Annotated in this window: 16 protein-coding genes, 2 tRNA genes and 1 pseudogene; 13 read left to right on the top strand and 6 right to left on the bottom strand. The window is 58.7% G+C overall.

What is annotated here, in order from left to right:
• Positions 1-9 precede the first annotated feature (9 nt).
• Positions 10-654 carry a hypothetical protein gene (locus BLW11_RS03515; protein WP_048360609.1) on the top strand — a complete coding sequence of 215 codons (645 nt, stop codon included), beginning with the start codon at positions 10-12 and terminating at the stop codon, positions 652-654.
• Between the two features lie 130 nt (positions 655-784).
• Positions 785-2,266: a YdgA family protein gene (locus BLW11_RS03510; RefSeq protein WP_048360608.1), complete on the top strand. Its 1,482-nt coding sequence runs from the start codon at positions 785-787 to the stop codon at positions 2,264-2,266.
• Between the two features lie 58 nt (positions 2,267-2,324).
• Here BLW11_RS03510 and BLW11_RS03505 read toward each other — a convergent pair whose 3' ends face one another.
• The 3 genes from BLW11_RS03505 to BLW11_RS03495 all read right to left on the bottom strand — a co-directional run bounded on the left by BLW11_RS03505 (position 2,325) and on the right by BLW11_RS03495 (position 3,243).
• Positions 2,325-2,741 carry a VOC family protein gene (locus BLW11_RS03505; RefSeq protein WP_048360607.1) on the bottom strand — a complete coding sequence of 139 codons (417 nt, stop codon included), beginning with the start codon at positions 2,739-2,741 and terminating at the stop codon, positions 2,325-2,327.
• 149 nt (positions 2,742-2,890) lie between these two features.
• Positions 2,891-2,981: transfer RNA gene (locus tag BLW11_RS03500), tRNA-Ser, on the bottom strand.
• Between the two features lie 185 nt (positions 2,982-3,166).
• Positions 3,167-3,243, bottom strand: a tRNA-Arg gene (locus BLW11_RS03495).
• Positions 3,244-3,591: 348 nt separating this feature from the next.
• On the opposite strand from BLW11_RS03495, the gene gabD reads away from it, so the two are divergent.
• The 3 genes from gabD (at position 3,592) to BLW11_RS03480 (ending at position 7,855) form a co-directional block, all read left to right on the top strand.
• Positions 3,592-5,034, top strand: a complete 1,443-nt coding sequence (gene gabD / locus BLW11_RS03490) for an NADP-dependent succinate-semialdehyde dehydrogenase (RefSeq protein WP_048360606.1) — start codon at positions 3,592-3,594, stop codon at positions 5,032-5,034.
• 177 nt (positions 5,035-5,211) lie between these two features.
• Positions 5,212-6,495: a 4-aminobutyrate--2-oxoglutarate transaminase gene (gene gabT, locus BLW11_RS03485; protein WP_048360605.1), complete on the top strand. Its 1,284-nt coding sequence runs from the start codon at positions 5,212-5,214 to the stop codon at positions 6,493-6,495.
• Positions 6,496-6,640: 145 nt separating this feature from the next.
• Entirely contained in the window at positions 6,641-7,855 is a 1,215-nt protein-coding gene (locus tag BLW11_RS03480; RefSeq protein ID WP_048360604.1) for an HDOD domain-containing protein, read from the top strand.
• Positions 7,856-7,919: 64 nt separating this feature from the next.
• Here the strand turns inward: BLW11_RS03480 and desA are convergent, their stop codons facing one another.
• Positions 7,920-9,104: a delta-9 fatty acid desaturase DesA gene (gene desA, locus BLW11_RS03475; protein ID WP_048360652.1), complete on the bottom strand. Its 1,185-nt coding sequence runs from the start codon at positions 9,102-9,104 to the stop codon at positions 7,920-7,922.
• A 149-nt stretch (positions 9,105-9,253) separates the two neighbouring features.
• Between desA and dibA the strand changes: the two genes are divergently transcribed.
• A complete protein-coding gene (dibA, locus tag BLW11_RS03470; RefSeq protein WP_048360603.1) occupies positions 9,254-11,176 on the top strand; it encodes a phosphodiesterase DibA in 1,923 nt (640 codons plus the stop codon).
• An 8-nt stretch (positions 11,177-11,184) separates the two neighbouring features.
• Here the strand turns inward: dibA and BLW11_RS03465 are convergent, their stop codons facing one another.
• Positions 11,185-11,469, bottom strand: coding sequence for a hypothetical protein (locus BLW11_RS03465; protein ID WP_048360602.1), 285 nt, complete (start codon positions 11,467-11,469; stop codon positions 11,185-11,187).
• A gap of 126 nt (positions 11,470-11,595) precedes the next feature.
• Between BLW11_RS03465 and BLW11_RS03460 the strand changes: the two genes are divergently transcribed.
• On the top strand, positions 11,596-12,255 hold the full coding sequence (locus BLW11_RS03460; protein WP_048360601.1) for a glutathione S-transferase family protein: 660 nt from the start codon (positions 11,596-11,598) through the stop codon (positions 12,253-12,255).
• 68 nt (positions 12,256-12,323) lie between these two features.
• Here the strand turns inward: BLW11_RS03460 and argH are convergent, their stop codons facing one another.
• A complete protein-coding gene (argH, locus tag BLW11_RS03455; RefSeq protein WP_048360600.1) occupies positions 12,324-13,718 on the bottom strand; it encodes an argininosuccinate lyase in 1,395 nt (464 codons plus the stop codon).
• A 258-nt stretch (positions 13,719-13,976) separates the two neighbouring features.
• On the opposite strand from argH, the pseudogene BLW11_RS23720 reads away from it, so the two are divergent.
• The 6 genes and pseudogenes from BLW11_RS23720 to BLW11_RS03430 all read left to right on the top strand — a co-directional run.
• Positions 13,977-14,108, top strand: a pseudogene (locus BLW11_RS23720) (sensor histidine kinase); the annotation flags it as partial.
• Positions 14,105-14,851, top strand: coding sequence for a LytR/AlgR family response regulator transcription factor (locus BLW11_RS03450; protein WP_048360599.1), 747 nt, complete (start codon positions 14,105-14,107; stop codon positions 14,849-14,851). The pseudogene BLW11_RS23720 and the gene BLW11_RS03450, both read left to right, overlap by 4 nt.
• 126 nt (positions 14,852-14,977) lie before the next feature.
• Complete coding sequence (hemC, locus tag BLW11_RS03445) at positions 14,978-15,919, top strand: hydroxymethylbilane synthase (RefSeq protein WP_048360598.1); 942 nt, start codon at positions 14,978-14,980, stop codon at positions 15,917-15,919.
• On the top strand, positions 15,916-16,683 hold the full coding sequence (locus tag BLW11_RS03440) for a uroporphyrinogen-III synthase (protein ID WP_048360597.1): 768 nt from the start codon (positions 15,916-15,918) through the stop codon (positions 16,681-16,683). Before hemC ends, BLW11_RS03440 begins: the two co-directional genes overlap by 4 nt.
• A gap of 16 nt (positions 16,684-16,699) precedes the next feature.
• Entirely contained in the window at positions 16,700-17,827 is a 1,128-nt protein-coding gene (locus tag BLW11_RS03435; protein WP_048360596.1) for a uroporphyrinogen-III C-methyltransferase, read from the top strand.
• Positions 17,824-19,065 (top strand): heme biosynthesis protein HemY, encoded by a 1,242-nt coding sequence (locus tag BLW11_RS03430; protein WP_048360595.1) that lies wholly within the window; start codon positions 17,824-17,826, stop codon positions 19,063-19,065. The genes BLW11_RS03435 and BLW11_RS03430 overlap by 4 nt, the downstream gene beginning before the upstream one ends.
• Positions 19,066-19,109: the final 44 nt, after the last annotated feature.

Genomic DNA, 19,109 nt, shown 5'->3' with positions numbered 1-19,109 from the left:
ATACTAATAATGAAAAACCCTTATGCTCCCGGTTTCTGGTGTGCAGTGGCGGCACTGGTGCTGCTCTCTGCGACGTACTTCTACGGCATCATGCTGGCGCACCAAATCGACAAGGCGATGATTTTTCTCGATAGCGCCAGTGCCCTGATCGCGGTGCTGGCTATCGTGGTTGTCGCCTGTGCCCTTGTGCAAACCCGGCAAATCAAAAAGCGTCAGATCGACCAGGGCCAGACCCGTGTCCTGATCTGGGACACCAAGGTCGCGCTGCGTCGGGTCGAGACGGTTTTCGACCGCTATTTCTGGGGCAGTTACTGGCAGCCGGGCCGTACCTTCCAGGAATTCATGGGCGAGCTCACCGGCACCCCGCTGGAAAAGAGCCTGGATGCCTTGAAAACCCAATGCCTGAAACTCGACAAGGCCCTGCCATCCGAAGATCGCCGATGGCTCGACACCGCGCGTGAGCTGTCGGATGTCGCGGCAGCCATGGCTCGTGAGCGCTATCAGCTAGATTACTCAGACGTATCCTTCAACTCTGTAGGAGAGACCTGCATTGATCACGACCTGGAAGTGCTGGTGTACACCTGGAGCGCAAGCCTCAAGAGCTTCGACCACCTGCTCGACGAAATAGACCAGCGTTTCGCCCAGCCGGCATGAGCGTTGGCGGCACTCAGGAGCAGCGTCTGCTCAGTTGCCAGTGTTAACCTGCTACCACTTTTCGGCCCATGACGGGCTTGGCGAAGACCGCTTTTACTTTCAACACAACGGACATTGAACGGGTCAATTGATGAATAAACCATTAGGCGTACTGGTAGGGATTGTTGTAGTTGCAGGGGTACTGAATACCGCCGGTGCGTGGTACACCGGTGGCAAAATCGAGAGCGTTTTGCAGACCTCGATTCAACAAGCCAACCAGGAGTTGGCGTCTCAGCTCAAAGGCACCGCCACCCAGGGCTCTATCGAACTGGTTTCTGTTGAACGCCACCTTTACAGCAGCACCGCGCACTATCGCCTGAACATTCAGGATCAGGCCTCAGGGCCGGACGCCCCGCCGGTGGAGCTGCTGTTTGTCGATAACATTGAGCATGGCCCGTTGCCGTGGTCGCGCATCAAGACCTTCAAGTGGCTGCCGGTCATGGCGGTCAGTAACTATTCGCTGGAAAAAAACACGTTCACCGAAAAGTGGTTTGCCGCCACCAAAGATCAGGCTCCGCTCAAAGGCCAGGTAACCTTGGGCTACGACCGCTCAGTTGATGGCCATATGGAGTTGATGGCGTTTGAGGCCAGCATGGACGACAAGTCCAGCATCAGCTTCTCGGGTTTGACCATGGAGGCCCAGACCGACGCCGAGGCCAAGAACATCAAGGCCAAAGGTTACATGGACCACCTCAAGATCCATGCTGCCTCACTTGATAAACCGCCGGCACTGATCGAGCTCAATGGCCTGACCCTGGCCAGCGACCTTAACAAAAGCACCTATGGCTTCTATCTCGGGCAGAACGTACTGGTATTGAGCGAAGGCCAGCTGACCTTTGGCGTGCGTCAGTCGGTGCTTGGCGTCAAGAACTTCGAATACACCGGCTCGGCATCCGCCAACGGCAGCCTGCTGTCCGGGCGACTGACCTACAACGTGGGTGACATCACCCTGGACGGCAAGCCAGTGGGCAGCGCCCAGATGGTCATGACCGCCAGCAGCCTGGACATTCCGGCGATGCAGTCGCTGCTGCAGACCTACCAGAGCAAGTTCCAGCCACAAGTCGACGGTACCTTGCCGCAAACACCCCTGACGGCGGAGGAACAGGCCAGGATGCAGGTCGATGTTGAAAAGCTGCTGGCGGCCAGACCGCAACTGGCGCTGGAAAAACTGACGCTTAAAACTGCCAATGGCGAAAGCCAGTTCAACGCTGCCATGAGCCTGGCGCAACCTGCCTCGTTTGAGCTGGCGCCTATTGAAGTCACCAAGCAAATGGTGACTGCGCTGGACGCCAAATTGCAGTTGTCCAAACCCATGATTGCCGATTTGTCTGCGGTTCAGGCACAACTGGTTGGTCAAACAGATCCGCAAGCGATTGCCAAAATGGCCAGTGCAAACAGTGAAATGGCCGGCGTCATGGCGGTACAGACCGGTTTGGCAAAAGTGGATGGCAACAACATCCTGGCGACGCTGAAGTATGCAGCGGGTGAGGTGGATCTCAACGGCCAGAAAATGAGCCTGGAAGATTTTATCAACGCAATGACAACCCGCTTTGGCGGTGTAGCCGCGCAGTAGCGGCTCTATCGTGGGAGCGGGGTTGCCCGCTCCCACGCTGCGGCACGGCCCTTGCGAGTCACTTCAGCTCTGGTACCAGCGTCTTTGCAAACACAAAGCACAGCTTGTTTCCTTCCGGGTCGCGGCAGTACGCGCCGTAATAGTCGTCGCCATACTGCGGGCGTTTGCCGGGCGGTCCCTCATCGGTCCCACCCATTCGCATGGCTGCCTGCCACGCCGCATCCACCTGCTCAATCGAATGCGCGCCAAAACTGACCTGCACCCCATTGCCCCACGTCGCGGCCAACCCATTGATCGGCAATTGAATATAAAACTGCGGCCAATAGTGCCCCGGCCGTTGCCACCCGGCGCCCGCAGGGCTGTTGTCTATATCTTCGTTAGCAAGACGCACCAGGCCCAGCGTGCTCAGCACGGTGTCGTAAAACAAAGTCATTGCAGGCACGTCCCGTGCCCCGATCTGGATATGACTGAACATATGGCGTCCTCCGTAACAGGAAGATGGACTGTAGCCAGTTTTCTGCAGGCGCGACAAAACCACGCGCAAATGCACGTCGGGTTCAATTTGGAGGGGGGGAAAACACGGTTCCCTTGAACAAGGGAACGTATTTAGAGACGGCGTAAATATGGCGGAGAACGGGGGATTCGAACCCCCGACACCCTTTTGAGGTGTACTCCCTTAGCAGGGGAGCGCCTTCGGCCACTCGGCCAGCTCTCCGCAAAACGCCGGCTATAGTAACCAGCCTTTCGTCAGTTGCCCATAAAAATTTAACCTCACCCGCGTTTAGCTGAAAAAAGACTGAAACACAGGCACGCGACGACTCACCGGGTTCTCGGCGAGAGGCAAAAATGCGTTGGGAAATGTTGGTTTTGACGCTATTCCCTTGAGCAAGGGAAAGAAGATGGTGCACCAGGCGGGATTCGAACCCACGACCACTGCCTTCGGAGGGCAGTACTCTATCCAGCTGAGCTACTGGTGCGACGCGGGCGCCATAATACTCATCTGTGTGTCGCCCGTCCATGCTGCTGATTCGTCAGGTGTTTATTGGTGCGTTATGGGCTATTAATGGGAACCTGGTGGAAAAGCAGTAAAACAGGGCCGCTTGTTCTTTTTTTCGAACAGGCTATTGTCCTTTACCCCCTTTGACCCTAGGATTCGTTTGAGATTTCAAACGCTCTTGTCTGAGTGCTAAACCGCACGGCTAACTCTTTGTGCGTTTTCTAGATACTTTGGCAGTGAATGACTTCCTGACGGCAGCCTTCTACGGCGCCTTTCTACTTTTAATAATTCGCTCCGCGCCTGCGCGGTGCTGTTAAGGAAAGCCCACATGCAGCTCAAAGACGCACAGTTGTTCCGCCAACAAGCCTATATCGATGGTGCTTGGGTCGATGCGGACGGTGGCCAGACAATCAAGGTCAACAACCCTGCTACCGGTGAAATCATCGGTACAGTGCCAAAAATGGGCGCGGTTGAAACCCGTCGCGCCATTGAAGCTGCTGACAAGGCGTTGCCCGCCTGGCGTGCCCTGACCGCCAAAGAGCGTGCAAACAAGCTGCGTCGCTGGTTTGAGCTGCTGATCGAAAACCAGGACGACCTTGGTCGCCTGATGACCCTGGAACAAGGTAAGCCGCTGGCCGAAGCCAAGGGCGAAATCGTTTACGCGGCCTCGTTCATCGAGTGGTTCGCTGAAGAAGCCAAGCGCATTTACGGCGACGTGATCCCGGGCCACCAGCCAGACAAGCGTCTGATCGTGATCAAGCAACCGATCGGCGTGACCGCTGCAATCACCCCGTGGAACTTCCCGGCCGCCATGATCACCCGCAAAGCTGGCCCGGCACTGGCTGCTGGCTGCACCATGGTGATCAAGCCCGCTTCGCAAACCCCGTTCTCGGCCTTGGCCCTGGTTGAGCTGGCGCACCGTGCCGGCATCCCTAAAGGCGTGTTGAGCGTTGTGACCGGCAGCGCTGGCGACATCGGCGGCGAGCTGACCAGCAACCCGATCGTGCGCAAACTGTCCTTCACCGGCTCGACCGAAATCGGTCGTCAACTGATGGCCGAATGCGCCAAAGACATCAAGAAAGTGTCGCTGGAACTGGGCGGCAACGCACCTTTCATCGTGTTCGACGACGCGGACCTGGATAAGGCCGTCGAAGGCGCGATCATTTCCAAATATCGCAACAATGGCCAGACCTGCGTTTGCGCCAACCGCCTGTACATTCAGGATTCGGTCTACGACGCGTTCGCTGAAAAACTGAAAGTGGCCGTGGCCAAGCTCAAGATCGGCAACGGTCTGGACGAAGGCACCACCACAGGCCCCCTGATCGACGACAAGGCCGTGGCCAAGGTCAAAGAGCACATCGCTGACGCACTGAGCAAAGGCGCCACCCTGCTGGCCGGCGGCAACAGCCTGGAAGGCAGCTTCTTCGAGCCGACCATTCTGATCAACGTGCCGAAAAACGCAGCCGTGGCGAAGGAAGAAACCTTCGGCCCGCTGGCGCCACTGTTCCGCTTCAAAGACGAAGCTGAAGTGATCGCAATGGCCAACGACACCGAGTTCGGTCTGGCGTCGTATTTCTATGCCCGCGACTTGAGCCGTGTGTTCCGTGTGGCTGAAGCCCTGGAGTACGGCATGGTGGGTGTGAACACCGGCCTGATCTCCAACGAAGTCGCGCCGTTCGGCGGTATCAAGGCTTCGGGCCTGGGCCGTGAAGGCTCCAAGTACGGCATTGAAGATTACCTGGAAATCAAATATCTCTGCCTGGGCATCTAAACCCGGCGGGTGGTTCAAGCAGAGGGGGCACGAGAGCGATGCTTCCCCTGCGTTTCAAACTGTTAATTTTTGTGGCCGGGAGCGCCATGCCAGTCGATCATCGCATGCTGGCCTGTTGTCTTCCCGGCGCGTCAGCCTTGAACCACGCCGCTTGATGAGCGGCGAATGAGGAACACCATGAGCAACAAGACCAACGCATCCCTGATGAAACGCCGTGAAGCTGCTGTCCCGCGCGGTGTTGGCCAGATCCACCCGATCTTTGCCGAGTCGGCGAAGAACGCCACCGTAACCGACGTTGAAGGTCGTGAATTTATCGACTTTGCGGGCGGTATCGCGGTACTGAACACCGGTCACCTGCACCCGAAAATCATTGCCGCCGTGCAAGAGCAACTGACCAAGCTGACCCACACCTGCTTCCAGGTACTGGCTTACGAGCCGTACGTTGAGCTGTGCGAAAAGATCAACGCCAAGGTGCCGGGCAATTTCGACAAGAAAACCCTGTTGGTCACCACCGGTTCTGAAGCCGTTGAAAACGCCGTGAAAATTGCCCGCGCTGCCACTGGCCGTGCTGGCGTGATCGCTTTCACTGGCGCGTACCACGGTCGCACCATGATGACCCTGGGCCTGACCGGCAAAGTCGTGCCGTACTCGGCAGGCATGGGCCTGATGCCAGGCGGCATCTTCCGCGCTCTGTTCCCGTGCGAAATGCATGGCATCTCGGTTGACGATTCCATCGCCAGCATCGAACGCATCTTCAAAAACGATGCCGAGCCTAAAGACATCGCTGCCATCATCATCGAGCCGGTTCAGGGCGAAGGTGGCTTCTACGTGGCGCCGAAAGCGTTCATGGCCCGCCTGCGCGAGCTGTGCGACAAGCACGGCATCCTGCTGATCGCTGACGAAGTGCAAACCGGCGCTGGCCGTACTGGCACCTTCTTCGCCATGGAACAGATGGGCGTTACTGCCGACCTGACCACCTTCGCCAAATCCATCGCTGGCGGCTTCCCGCTGGCCGGTGTGTGCGGCAAGGCGGAGTACATGGACGCCATTGCGCCAGGGGGCCTGGGCGGCACCTATGCCGGCAGCCCGATTGCTTGCGCCGCTGCGCTGGCAGTACTTGAGGTGTTTGAAGAAGAACACCTGCTGGATCGCTGCAAAGAAGTTGGCGAGCGTCTGGTCACGGGCCTCAAGGCCATTCAGGCCAAGTACCCGGTTATCGGTGACGTGCGTGCCCTGGGCGCGATGATTGCGGTCGAGCTGTTCGAAGGCGGCGACTCGCACAAACCCAACGCCGCTGCAGTGGCCCAAGTGGTTGCCAAGGCACGTGATAAAGGTTTGATCCTGCTGTCGTGCGGCACTTACGGCAACGTACTGCGCGTACTGGTTCCGTTGACCTCGCCGGACGAGCAACTGGACAAAGGCCTGGCCATCATCGAAGAGTGCTTCGCTGAACTGGCTTGAGCCCCGCCCTTGAGGGTGTGAGCTGAGATGCAAAAAAACCGCTTCGGCGGTTTTTTTGTGCCTGATGCATTTGTTTGGGGTTTTTTTTCTGTATCCGCGAATGGCCTTTGACTAAGGTGCAGGCATTGCGCGGGGAGCATATTGGATGACGGTTGTAGATTTAAAAGCAGTACCAAATGTATTGATTGCCGAGGCCGATCCTTGGACTCGGGACTTGCTCAAGCAAGTCGTGTTGACTGTGCGCTGCGACGCTCAGCTGGATGTCTGTGGTGACGGCCAGCAGGCGTTCGCGCTGCTGGGCAAAAAACCTTATGGCCTGGTGATTGCCGACAGGGACTTGCCCGGCATAGGTGGCCTGGACCTGCTGCGCGCTGTACGCCAGCGCCGCGCTGTTCCGGCGCTGCCATTTATTCTGCTCAGTGAGCGCAGTGACAGCGCCAGTGTGCGCGAAGCCTTGCCTATGGCACCGACGGCTTACCTGACGACTCCGCTGGACATTGAAGGCCTGACCAAGCGCCTCAAGGTGCTGTTGCTCGAGGCCGGGCAAGAGGTGTCGTGTGATGCACCGACACTCGCGCCTGGCACGACCCTTCCGCGTTTTCTGGAACAGCACCGTGCATCTTCAGATGGCGCGCCGCTACTGGTGGATGCGCAATCGGCGCTCAAAGGCAGCCTTGGCCCTGACGGGCTGGACCTCGCACTGCTTGAGCAGGCCGTGCGTACCGATCCGCAAATCACGGCAGTCCTGATTGCGGCGGCCAACAGCGCGGCGCAACACCGCGTCAGCCCGGCGCAGACCCTTGAACAGGCTCTGCAGCGCTTGGGGCCGGTCCAAGGCATGAATCTGGTGCTTGGGCTGACACTCAAGCGCAGTGCGCAGCTGAGCGATCCTTGCCTGGCAGATTACGCCGAACGTTACTGGGCGTTGTCGCTGCGTGCGGCGGACTATGGCCGCACGTTGGCGGGCATGCTGAATCTGGATCAAGAGCGCTGTTATTGCGCCGGGTTGCTGCACCGCCTGGGGGACCTGGCCGTGTTGCGTTGTTTGCAGGAGTGGCAGCAGGGCGGTGGAGAGCTGGATACCCGGGCCATCGATGCGTCACTGGCCGAATTTGGCGCCGCCTACGGCTCGGCGTTACGCACCCGCTGGCGCTTGCCGTTGGAGCTGCGTGAGTTGATCGCGGCGATTTACCACTTGGGGGGCGGGGTCTATTCGCGGGAGTCGCTGGTCATGAACCTGGCGGCACAAGTGGCCGGCCTGGCACCTGAGGAAGGCGTAGACGTGCTGGCCAGCAGCAAAACGGCACGGTTGTTGAGGGTCGGGGTGTCAGAGTTGTCGCGGTTGCTCAAGGCGGTATGACAGCGTCTGAAGCCCCTCACCCAGGCCCCCTCGAAGGAGAGGGCGGCCAGGGTGAGGGTTATTCCTAAACGGCCGCAGGACGCAGCGAGTAGGTTTTCAGTTGATGGGCAAATTCGCGCAGCGACTGAATCCCGCTGGCTTCTGCTTCGTGTACCCATTCCTTGATCGCGGCCAGCATGTCGTGACCATTGGTGCTGGTCTTGACCCAGATCTGTTGCAGGGCCAGGCGCTTCTCGTAAATCACTTTCAGCGAGTGGCTGTGCTCCAGCATCGTTTCGATTCGCTGGTGATGGCGCTCTTCGAGAAGGCTGGTTTCACGGGAAAGCAGACGCTTGGCCCGGCGGAACTGGTGGCGCACCGAGTGATCGACCTTGGACAGCTCCTGCTGAACCAGCGGCGCGATGACCAGCTTGCGGTACTGGGCCATGATCTGGAAACGGTTGTTGAGGATCGCCATCGCGGTGTCCATGTCCAGATTGCCTTTGCCTTCTACCCGGTGGGCGATAGGCGCAACGCGCTGAACCTTGGCCAGACGCAAAAAGCTGAAGACTTTGATCCAGGCCCAACCCAAATCGAACTCCCACTTCTTGACCGACATTTTGGCCGAGTTGGGGTAGGTGTGGTGGTTGTTGTGCAGCTCTTCACCGCCAATGATGATGCCCCACGGCACCAGATTGGTCGCAGCGTCGCGGCACTCAAAATTGCGATAACCCACCGCGTGGCCCAGACCGTTGACGACACCTGCCGCCCATACCGGAATCCACATCATCTGGATGGCCCAGATGGTCAGGCCGATGGCGCCGAACAGCAGCAAGTCGATGACCAGCATCAGGCTGACACCCAGCATTTTGTAACGCGAGTAAAGATTGCGCTCGATCCAGTCTTCCGGGCAATTTTTACCGTAGATACGCAGTGTTTCAGGGTTCTGTGCTTCTTCGCGATACAGCTCTGCACCTTTTCGCAGAACGGTCGATAACCCTTTGATAACCGGGCTATGGGGGTCATCGACGGTTTCGCACTTGGCGTGGTGTTTGCGGTGGATGGCTGTCCACTCACGGGTGTTCTGCGCCGTGGTCAGCCACAGCCAGAAACGGAAAAAGTGTTTCAGGCCACCGTTGAGCTCCAGGGAGCGGTGGGCTGAGTAGCGGTGTAGATAAACCGTGACACCGATAATGGTCACGTGGGTCATCAACAGAGTGACTGCCACCAGTTGCCAGGCTGACAAGTCGAGAAAACCGTTGTACCACATAGGCTGTTTGGCCCTCGGGAAGATGAAAAAAACTGCAACATGCATTATCACCATGCAGCCAGATAAAACCAGTCGGCCTTTCAGATAAGAGTGCCCGGATGTTTCTTACACTATAATTCCCATTTTTTTGTAGGCGCTTTAACTTTCTTATGTCTGTTTCCTCTCGCGATGCCTTGCGTGCGGCCCTGTTGTACGGGTTGTTATCGGTTTTCTGGCTGCAATTAACTGATCATTTATTGAACAGTTATTTCGATGATTCAGCGCAGTTAGCGCATTGGCAGCGTGTAAATGGCTATGTATTTGCCCTTTTCAGCGCCGTCATAATTTTTTTCGCCCGCGGACGTCTGCTCGGTTTTTTGGGTGCGGGTGCGGGGCTGAAACGTCAGCGTCTGGATCAAGAGCGCTTGCGTCAGGCCGCTGTGGTTTTTGATTGCACTCGCGAAGGCGTGTTGGTCAGCGACAGCCGTGGCGCGATCGTGCATGTGAATCGTGCCCTGGTTGAAATCACCGGCTACCCGGTCGAAGAGGTGCTCGGCCGGCGGCCGAACATGTTCAAGTCGGGGCGGCATGGGCCGGCTTTTTATGAGGCGATGTTCAAGTCGTTACAGGAAAGCGGCAATTGGCACGGCGAGATCTGGAACCGGCGTAAAAGCGGCGAGGTTTACCCGCAGTGGCAGACCGTGCGCGCGATCACCGATGGCAACGGCCAGGTCAGCCACTATGTCGCGGTTTTTTCAGATATTTCCGCGATCAAAAACTCCCAGACCGAGCTGGCGCGGCTGGTTCACCACGACCCGCTGACCGATCTGCCCAATCGCTTGTTGTTTACTGACCGCACCGAGCAGGCGCTGGCTTATTCGCAACGCCAGCAGTGTGGCTGCGCGTTGCTGCTGATAGACCTCGATCATTTCAAAATCATCAATGACAGCCTCGGTCACAACGTGGGGGACCTGCTGCTCAAGGCCGTCGCCGATCGTTTGCACCGCGTGTTTGGCAAAGGCTTTACGGTGGCCAGGCTTGGGGGGGATGAGTTTGGCGTGCTGATTGAGAGCTGCGGGCAAGTGAGCCAGGCCGCGGCCCTGGCGCAGCAAGTGCTGGAGCTTATGAAAGGCGCATTCGATATCGACAGGCATCAGCTGTTTATCAGTGCCAGTGTCGGTATCAGCGTGTTCCCCAGCGATGCATTGAACGCTGAACAATTGCTGCGCAATGCTGACTCTGCCCTGTTCAAGGCCAAAAGTGCCGGGCGTGAAGGTTACGCGTTGTACACCGAAGAGCTGACAGCCCATGCGCAGTACCGTATCGAGGTGGCCAGCGATTTGCGCCGCGCGCTGGAGCAGCAAGAGTTGCGGGTGTACTACCAGCCGGTACACGACCTGCAAACCAGCCGCTTGATTGGTGTTGAAGCGCTGGTGCGCTGGCAGCATCCGCTGCGGGGGCTGGTGTCTCCGGGGGAATTTATCCCGATCGCCGAACGCACCGGCCTGATTGCTGAAATCGATGCCTGGGTGCTGGAGCAAGCCTGTTGGCAGATGTGTCAGTGGCAAGCCGCAGGCGTGGAGCTGTCGTTCGTAGCGGTGAATATTTCCAGCCGGTTGTTTGCCCGCCCTGAGCTGTACCGGCTGGTTTCAACGGTACTGGCAGACACGGGTCTGAACCCGCAATTGCTAGAGCTTGAAGTCACCGAAAGCGCCGTAATGGACAACTCGCAAGTCGCACTGGAGCAAATGCACCGCCTGCGGGCGCTGGGTTTACGCCTGGCCATTGATGACTTTGGAACCGGTTTCTCATCGCTGTTGCGGCTTAAGCAAATGCCCGTGCAGAAGCTGAAAATCGATCAGGGATTTGTGGCGGGCTTGCCCGAGGACAATGATGATGTCGCGATTGTGCGGGCGGTCATCGCGCTCGCTCAAAGCATGGGCCTGCAGGTGCATGCCGAAGGGATAGAGCAAGTCGAGCAGGCGCAATTCCTGCTCGACTTCAACTGCAACCTGGGTCAGGGCTACTGGTTCGGGCGCCCGATGCCTGCCAAGGAGCTGGACTGGCAGCGAGCCCCCGTGATTCGCGCCTGAGCCGTGGCTCAGTTTTTCTCGGGCGGCAGGGTCGGCAGTGCGCGCAGGGCTGCTTCGTACCACTCGGTGTTAAAAGCGCGGTCTTCTTCGAGGATCGCGTCAATTTCCACGGCCAGCACGTGGGCCATCATTTGCAGGATGTCGTCGCGCTCGTAGCCGACCAGGGTCAGCTTGTTGAACGTGGCTTTGGCAGCAGGCGGGTTGTCGCTTTCGATCTGGTTTTCAATGGCCTGAATCAGCGTGGACTCGGCGAACTCTTCTTCTTCGTTATCGATATCAACTGGCTCGCTCATGGCAGGCTCCTTAAGTAAAGGCAGGCAGTCTAACTGTATTCAACTCAGTGATGCTGCTAGCCAGCGTAGACGTGAAGTTCTATAACAGGCACAGCCAACCCCCAACACGGCCTGGAGGCATTTGTAATGCTTAAGCTTTATGGATTTGCAGTCAGCAACTACTACAACATGGTCAAACTGGCGCTGCTGGAGAAGGGCGTACCTTTTGAAGAGGTGCCGTTTTTTGCCGGTCAAACCCCTGAGGCGTTAGCTGTCAGCCCGCGTGGCAAAGTCCCTGTTCTGGGCGTTGATCAAGGTTTTATCAACGAAACCAGCGTGATCCTGGAGTACATCGAGCAAACTCAGCCAGGCCCGAAATTGCTGCCGGTTGATCCGTTCGAGCGCGCGCAAGTGCTGGCGCTGGCCAAAGAAATCGAGCTGTATATCGAATTGCCTGCCCGTGCTTGCTACGCCGAAGCATTTTTCGGCATGCCTGTGCCGGACGCGATCAAGGCCAAAGCCCGTACCGAGTTGCTGGAAGGCATGGCTTCGCTGGGTCGCCACGGCAAGTTCGCACCCTTTGTGGCAGGCGAAACGCTGAGCGTGGCGGATATCTACTTCGCCTACAGCGTCAACCTGGCCTGTGCCGTAGGGCACAAGATATTCGGTCTGGACCTGCTGGCTGACATGCCGGGTGCCAAAGCGCTGCTGGAGCGGCTGGAGCAAAACCCGCACGTGCAGAAAATTGCCGCCGACAAGGAAGCGGCCATGCCGCAGTTTCTGGCCTGGATCAGCAGCAAGAAATAACCGTCGTACTGTCGCTGGATAAAAAACGGGCACCTTTGGGTGCCCGTTTTTGATGGTGCTCGTGCCGCTTAACGGCTGGCCAGCAACGCCTTGCCGCGAACAACAGCCGCTTTCACTTGCGCCGGCGCGGTGCCGCCGATGTGATTACGGGCATTGACCGAGCCTTCCAGTGTCAGTACGGCAAACACATCGTCTTCGATCTGATCGCTGAACTTGCGCAGTTCTTCGAGGCTCATTTCTGCCAGATCCTTGCCCGTCTCTACGCCGTATTTCACAGCATGGCCGACGATTTCGTGGCAATCACGGAACGGCAGGCCACGGCGTACCAGGTAGTCCGCCAGGTCGGTGGCGGTCGAGAACCCGCGCAACGCCGCTTCACGCATGATCGCGTGCTTGGGCTTGATCGCCGGGATCATGTCGGCAAATGCGCGCAACGAATCGCGCAGCGTGTCGGCCGCATCGAACAACGGCTCTTTGTCTTCCTGGTTGTCCTTGTTGTAAGCCAGTGGCTGGCCTTTCATCAGGGTCAGCAGGCCCATCAGTGCGCCGAATACACGGCCACTTTTGCCACGTACCAGTTCTGGCACGTCGGGGTTTTTCTTTTGCGGCATGATCGAGCTGCCGGTGCAGAAGCGGTCCGGCAAGTCGATGAACTGGAATTGCGCACTGGTCCACAGCACCAGCTCTTCGGAGAAGCGCGACAAGTGCATCATCGCAATGCTGGCCGCTGCGCAGAATTCGATGGCGAAGTCGCGATCAGACACGTTGTCCAGCGAGTTGCCGCCCACGGCGTCAAAACCCAGCAATTGAGCCGTGAACTCGCGGTCGATCGGGTACGTGGTACCGGCCAGTGCAGCGCTGCCCAGCGGCATGCGGTTGGTGCGCTTGCGGCAGTCTACGAGGCGCTCGTAGTCGCGGCTGAGCATCTCGAACCAGGCCAGCATGTGGTGACCGAAAGTCACTGGCTGGGCGGTTTGCAGGTGCGTGAAGCCCGGCATGATGGTTTCGGCTTCGCGCTCGGCTTGCTCCAGCAGGCCTTTTTGCAGGCGGGTGATTTCAGCCAGGATTACGTCAATTTCGTCACGCAGCCACAGGCGGATATCGGTGGCCACCTGGTCGTTACGGCTGCGCCCGGTGTGCAGCTTTTTGCCGGTCACGCCGATGCGGTCAGTCAGACGCGCCTCGATGTTCATGTGCACGTCTTCCAGATCGATGCGCCAGTCAAACGTGCCGGCTTCGATTTCGCTCTGGATGGATTTCAGGCCTTCGATGATGCTGTCGCGTTCGGCATCAGTCAGCACGCCGACCTTGGCCAGCATGGTGGCGTGAGCCACGGAGCCCATGATGTCGTGACGATAAAGGCGCTGGTCGAAAGTGACGGAGGCGGTGAAACGCGCAACGAAGGCGTCGACGGGTTCACTGAAGCGGCCGCCCCAGGACTGATTGGTCTTGTCGGTGCTCATGGATTCGCTCGTAATCGGCTGAGGGGGAGTTACACAAAAAGTTACCGCGGATCATAACAGGGTTGCCAATCATGGCGTTGACGCAGCTCGGCAGGTTTTAGTGTGAAGTGCGGTATAAACAAATTTCCGAAACGAAATGTATCGTTTGAATACTTTCGTCTTGGCAACCGTCTACAGTTGGTCGTATGGATCAGTCATAGCAGGTCTTTGTAGATTGCCAGACGTATCCGGTATTAAATCGAGAAACGGATACAGGTGAATTTTGCTGTGCGGCTTGCGGCACTTTTTGGCCTCCGCGCTAGTCTTAGCGTGGATCGCCGTGACAGTCGTCACTTCACTTGTCTACGCTATCCTTGTGCGAGACTCACGCAGGAATACAGCGCTATATGAATGTCCTGATCGTTGATGACGAAACCCTGGCCCGCGAGCATTTGAGCCATTTGCTCAGCACGCTTGGAGGCCATACGTTACTGGAGCCTGGCGCCACTAATGGCGAAGAGGCATTGACCCTGATCGAAAACCTGAAGCCGGATGTCGTTTTGCTCGATATCCGCCTGCCGGGCCTCGACGGGTTGCAGGTTGCGGCCAAATTATGCGAGCGCGAGCTACCTCCGTCGGTAGTGTTTTGCGTGGCGCCTGACGAGTTTTCCGTGCAGGCCTTGCAAGACAGCGGCGTGAGCTATGTGCTCAAACCGGTCAGTGCCGAGGATCTGAGCGCTGCCTTGAAAGAGACTCACCGGCCCAACCGCATCCAGCTGGCCGCGCTCACCCGCCCGGCTGCGCAAACGGGCAGTGGCCCGCGCAGCCATATCAGTGCCAGAACCCGCAAAGGCATTGAGCTGATCCCCATCGACCAAGTGATCTACTTTATTGCTGACCATAAATACGTGACGTTGCGTCACGCGGGCGGCGAAGTCTTGCTCGATGAACCCCTCAAGGCCCTTGAAGACGAGTTCGGTGATCGCTTTGTGCGTATTCACCGAAATGCGCTGGTGGCACGTGATCGGATCGAGCGTCTGCAACGCACGCCGCTGGGGCATTTCCAGCTGTTCCTTCGGGGGCTTAACGGTGATGCACTGATCGTGAGTCGCCGGCATGTAGCGGGTGTGCGCAAGATGATGCAGCAGCTGTAAACGGCGCTGTAAAAGGCGCGGGCGCGCCGTTTTGGGCCAGGGAGGCCGAGGACTTTCTGATACAAGTCAAAGCTGTTTTGGCTGAGCTGTTATTATCAGCCGTATCTTTTCAGTACGGATTGATCCATGTCCTCTCGCGAAATCCGCATCGCTACCCGTAAAAGCGCCCTGGCTCTGTGGCAGGCCGAATACGTTAAAGCCCGTTTAGAACAGGCTCACCCAGGTCTTGTGGTGACGCTGGTGCCCATGGTCAGCCGTGGCGACAAGCTGCTGGACTCGCCGCTGTCGAAAATCGGCGGCAAGGGTCTGTTCGTCAAGGAGCTGGAAACCGCTCTGCTCGAAAACGAAGCTGACATCGCCGTGCACTCCATGAAAGACGTGCCGATGGACTTCCCTGAAGGTTTGGGTCTGTTCTGTATTTGCGAGCGCGAAGATCCGCGTGATGCTTTCGTCTCCAACACCTTTGCCAGCCTCGACGATCTGCCCCAGGGCAGCATTGTCGGCACGTCGAGCCTGCGCCGTCAGGCCCAGTTGCTGACTCGCCGTCCGGATCTGGAAATCCGCTTTCTGCGTGGCAACGTCAATACTCGTCTGGCCAAGCTCGATGCCGGTGAATACGACGCCATTATCCTGGCGGCGGCGGGCCTGATCCGTCTCGGTTTTGAAGACCGCATCACCTCGGCGATCAGTATCGAAGACAGCTTGCCGGCAGGCGGCCAAGGTGCCGTGGGCATCGAATGCCGCAGCGTAGATACCGAAATTCATGCCCTGCTGGCGCCGCTGCACCATGCGGACACCGCCGTGCGCGTCACCGCCGAGCGGGCGCTGAACAAACATCTGAACGGTGGCTGCCAGGTCCCGATTGCCTGCTATGCCGTACTGGAAGGCGAGCAAATCTGGTTGCGCGGCCTGGTGGGTGAGCCCAGTGGTGGTCTGTTGCTGAGTGCCCAGGCTCGCGGGCCACAAAGTGCGGCTGCCGAGCTGGGCGTGCAGGTTGCCGAAGACCTGCTGGCTCAAGGCGCTGGCGCTATCTTGCAAGCCGTTTATGGTGAGGCAGGTCACGAGTGACACGCTGGCGCCTGTTGCTGACCCGGCCCGCTGAAGAGTCGGCGGCGCTCGCGAACGAGCTGTCCGAGGCCGGGATTTTCAGCAGCAGCTTGCCGCTACTGGCGATCCAGCCGTTGGTGTTGACTGACGCACAGCGGGAACCGATCGCCCATCTTGAGCGATATTGCGCCGTGATTGTGGTCAGCAAGCCCGCGGCGCGCCTGGGCCTGGCGCTGGTAAGCCAATACTGGCCGCAATCGCCTGCCCAGAAGTGGTTCAGTGTCGGGGCCGCCACGGCACAGATTCTCGCCGACTACGGTCTTGATGTTAGCTACCCTCAATGCGGGGATGACAGCGAGGCCTTGTTGGCAATGCCGGTGTTTGAGCAGGCGATTCAGGGGGCTGAGCCCAGGGTCCTGATCTTGCGTGGCGAGGGAGGGCGGGAGATGCTGGCCTCGCGCCTTCGCGGTATGGGGGCACAGGTAGACTACCTTGAACTCTATCGTCGCGAGCTGCCTTCTTACCCGGCGGCGATCCTGCCTCAGCGTGTGCAAGCGGAACGCCTGAACGCTCTGGTGGTCAGCAGTGGGCAGGGTTTTGAACATTTACGCCAATTGGCAGGCGATGCCTGGCCCCGGTTGGCCCGTTTACCGTTGTTTGTTCCAAGCCCTCGGGTTGCTGAGATAGCACGCAGCGCCGGGGCACAAAACGTTGTGGATTGTCGTGGCGCGAGCGCCACGGCCTTGCTGGCGGCGCTGCGGGAGCATCCCGCACCTGCTTTTTAATGCAAAGGATGGATTCGTGAGCGAAACAGTCTTGTCCAAAGAACACGTGCAGCCCGCGCCAGAAGCGCCGGCTAAAAAGCCAGACCCTGCGCCGCAGGGTCGTGGCAATGGCCTGGCCGTAGTTGCCCTGTTGCTGGGCGCTGCCGGTGTTGCCGTCGGCGGCTGGAGTGTGTGGCAGATGCGCACTCTGCAAACCACCACCGAACAGCAGTTAAGTGACGTGCCAGCCCTGGCCGCGCAAACGCTGTCGATCAAGCAGGGCGAGCAACAGCTGCTGGCTCGCCTCAATCAACTGCCCTCTGCCAGTGAACTGGATAATCAGCGCCAGTTGGTCGTGCAACTGCAAGGCGATCAGCAGCGTCTGAACCAGCGCCTTGAAACCGTACTGGGCGAAAGCCGCAAGGACTGGCGTTTGGCCGAGGCCGAACACTTGCTGCGTTTGGCGACCTTGCGATTGTCGGCGCTGCAGGACATCACCAGCGCCCAGGCGCTGGTGCAGGGGGCAGATGCCATTTTGCGTGAGCAAAACGATCCGGGCGCTTTCGCCGCGCGCGAGCAGTTGGCTAAAAGCCTGACGGCACTGCGCAGCGTTGAACAGCCGGATCGCGCCGGCCTGTTCCTGCAATTGGCGGCTTTGCGTGATCAGGTCGCACAACTCAGTGCCCTGGCTCCGGCCTATCAGAATCAAGGCGATTCGTTGTCGAGCCTGACGGCAGACGGCGATGGCGCGAGCCGATGGTCGCAGTGGTGGGACGAGATCTCGCACTACATCCGCATTGATTTCAATGCAGACAAAAATGTGCGTCCACTGCTGGCAGGCCAAAGCCTGACCCAAGTTCGCCTGGCGTTGAGCCTGGCGCTGGAGCAAGCCCAATGGGCGGCCCTCAATGGCCAGGAGTCGGTGTACACCCAGGCCTTGGCGCAGGCGCAAGATGTCCTCAAGGGCAACTTCAACGCGGATAACCCGCAAAGCAAAAAAATCCTCGAGCAAGTGGTTGAGCTGAGCAAGCAGCCGGTTACGGTTAAAACGCCGGACCTCGCGGCGACCCTGAGCGCGGTACAGGCTTATCTTGAGCGCCGGCATGTCCGTGCCGACGAGCCGGGTAAAGCGGCGGCCAGCCCTGTTCAGGAGGCCCTTCCATGAAGCGTTTCTATGTGATTGTGTTTTTGTTGATTGCAGCCGCGGCCTGCATCGGCCTGGCAATCGCTGAAGATGCGGGCTATGTGCTGGTGGCCTATAAAAACTTCCGCTACGAATCCAGCGTATGGGCAACCCTCGCACTGCTGGCGGTCCTGTGGTTGCTGCTCTGGGGGATCAAGTTGCTGGTGGAGCTGGTGACGGCCTCTACGGGGTTGGTGAATCCATGGTCGCGCCGCAATCGCAGCCGTCGGGTGCAGCTTGCCATCGAGCAAGGCCAGATGGACCTCGCCGAGGGCCGCTGGGCCAGCGCTCAAAAACACCTGGCCCGTGCTGCCGAAGCCGAGCCTCAGCCGTTGCTCTTCTATCTGGGGGCTGCACGTGCGGCCAACGAGCAAGGGCGTTACGAAGAAAGCGACAACCTGCTTGAACGTGCGCTGGAGCGTCAGCCCCAAGCCGAACTGGCCATTGCCCTGAGCCATGCCCAGTTGCAGGTTGACCGCGCCGACACAGATGGGGCGCTGGTGACATTGCAAACCATGCACGAGCGCCATCCGCATAACGTTCAAGTGTTGCGCCAGTTGCAGCGCTTGCACCAGCAGCGGGGCGACTGGACGGCTCTGATTCGCTTGCTGCCCGAGTTGCGCAAAGACAAGGTATTGCCGGCCAAGGAGCTTGCAGAGCTGGAGCATCGAGCCTGGGGGCAAAATCTGACCCTCGCTGCGCATCGCGAAGCAGAGGGCGAGGCGGGGTTGCAATCACTTCAGCGTGCCTGGCAACAACTCACCTCGGCCCAGCGTCAGGAGCCTGCGCTGGTTTTGGCCTATGCCGAGCAATTGCGTCAGTTGGGCGCGCAAGCTGAAGCCGAAGAAGTCCTGCGTGGAGCGCTCAAGCGCAACTACGACAGCCACCTCGTGCGGCTCTATGGCTTGTTGCGCGGCAGTGATCCGGTGAAGCAGTTGCAGACGGCTGAAGGCTGGCTCAAGGCTCACCCCGGTGACGCGAGCCTGCTGTTAACCCTGGGGCGCCTGTGCCTGCAAAACAGTCTGTGGGGCAAAGCCCGGGACTATTTCGAAAGCAGTCTGAAGGTTGAGCGCAACCCGGAAACCTGTGCAGAGCTGGCGCGACTGCTGGCTCAACTGGGCGATACGGAACGTAGCAATCAACTGTTTCAGGAAGGTTTGAATCTGCTGGATGAGCGCTTGCTGGCCCTGCCTTTGCCAGCGACAGCCACCAGCCTTTAAGCGGCCTGGGCGGGCAGCCGGGTGTGTTATGCACGCGTCCGGTT

It is taken from the genome of Pseudomonas deceptionensis, assembly GCF_900106095.1.
GTDB lineage: Bacteria > Pseudomonadota > Gammaproteobacteria > Pseudomonadales > Pseudomonadaceae > Aquipseudomonas > Aquipseudomonas deceptionensis.
The sequence above is the reverse complement of the archived record's forward strand: the minus strand, read 5'-3'. Positions and strand labels throughout refer to the sequence as shown.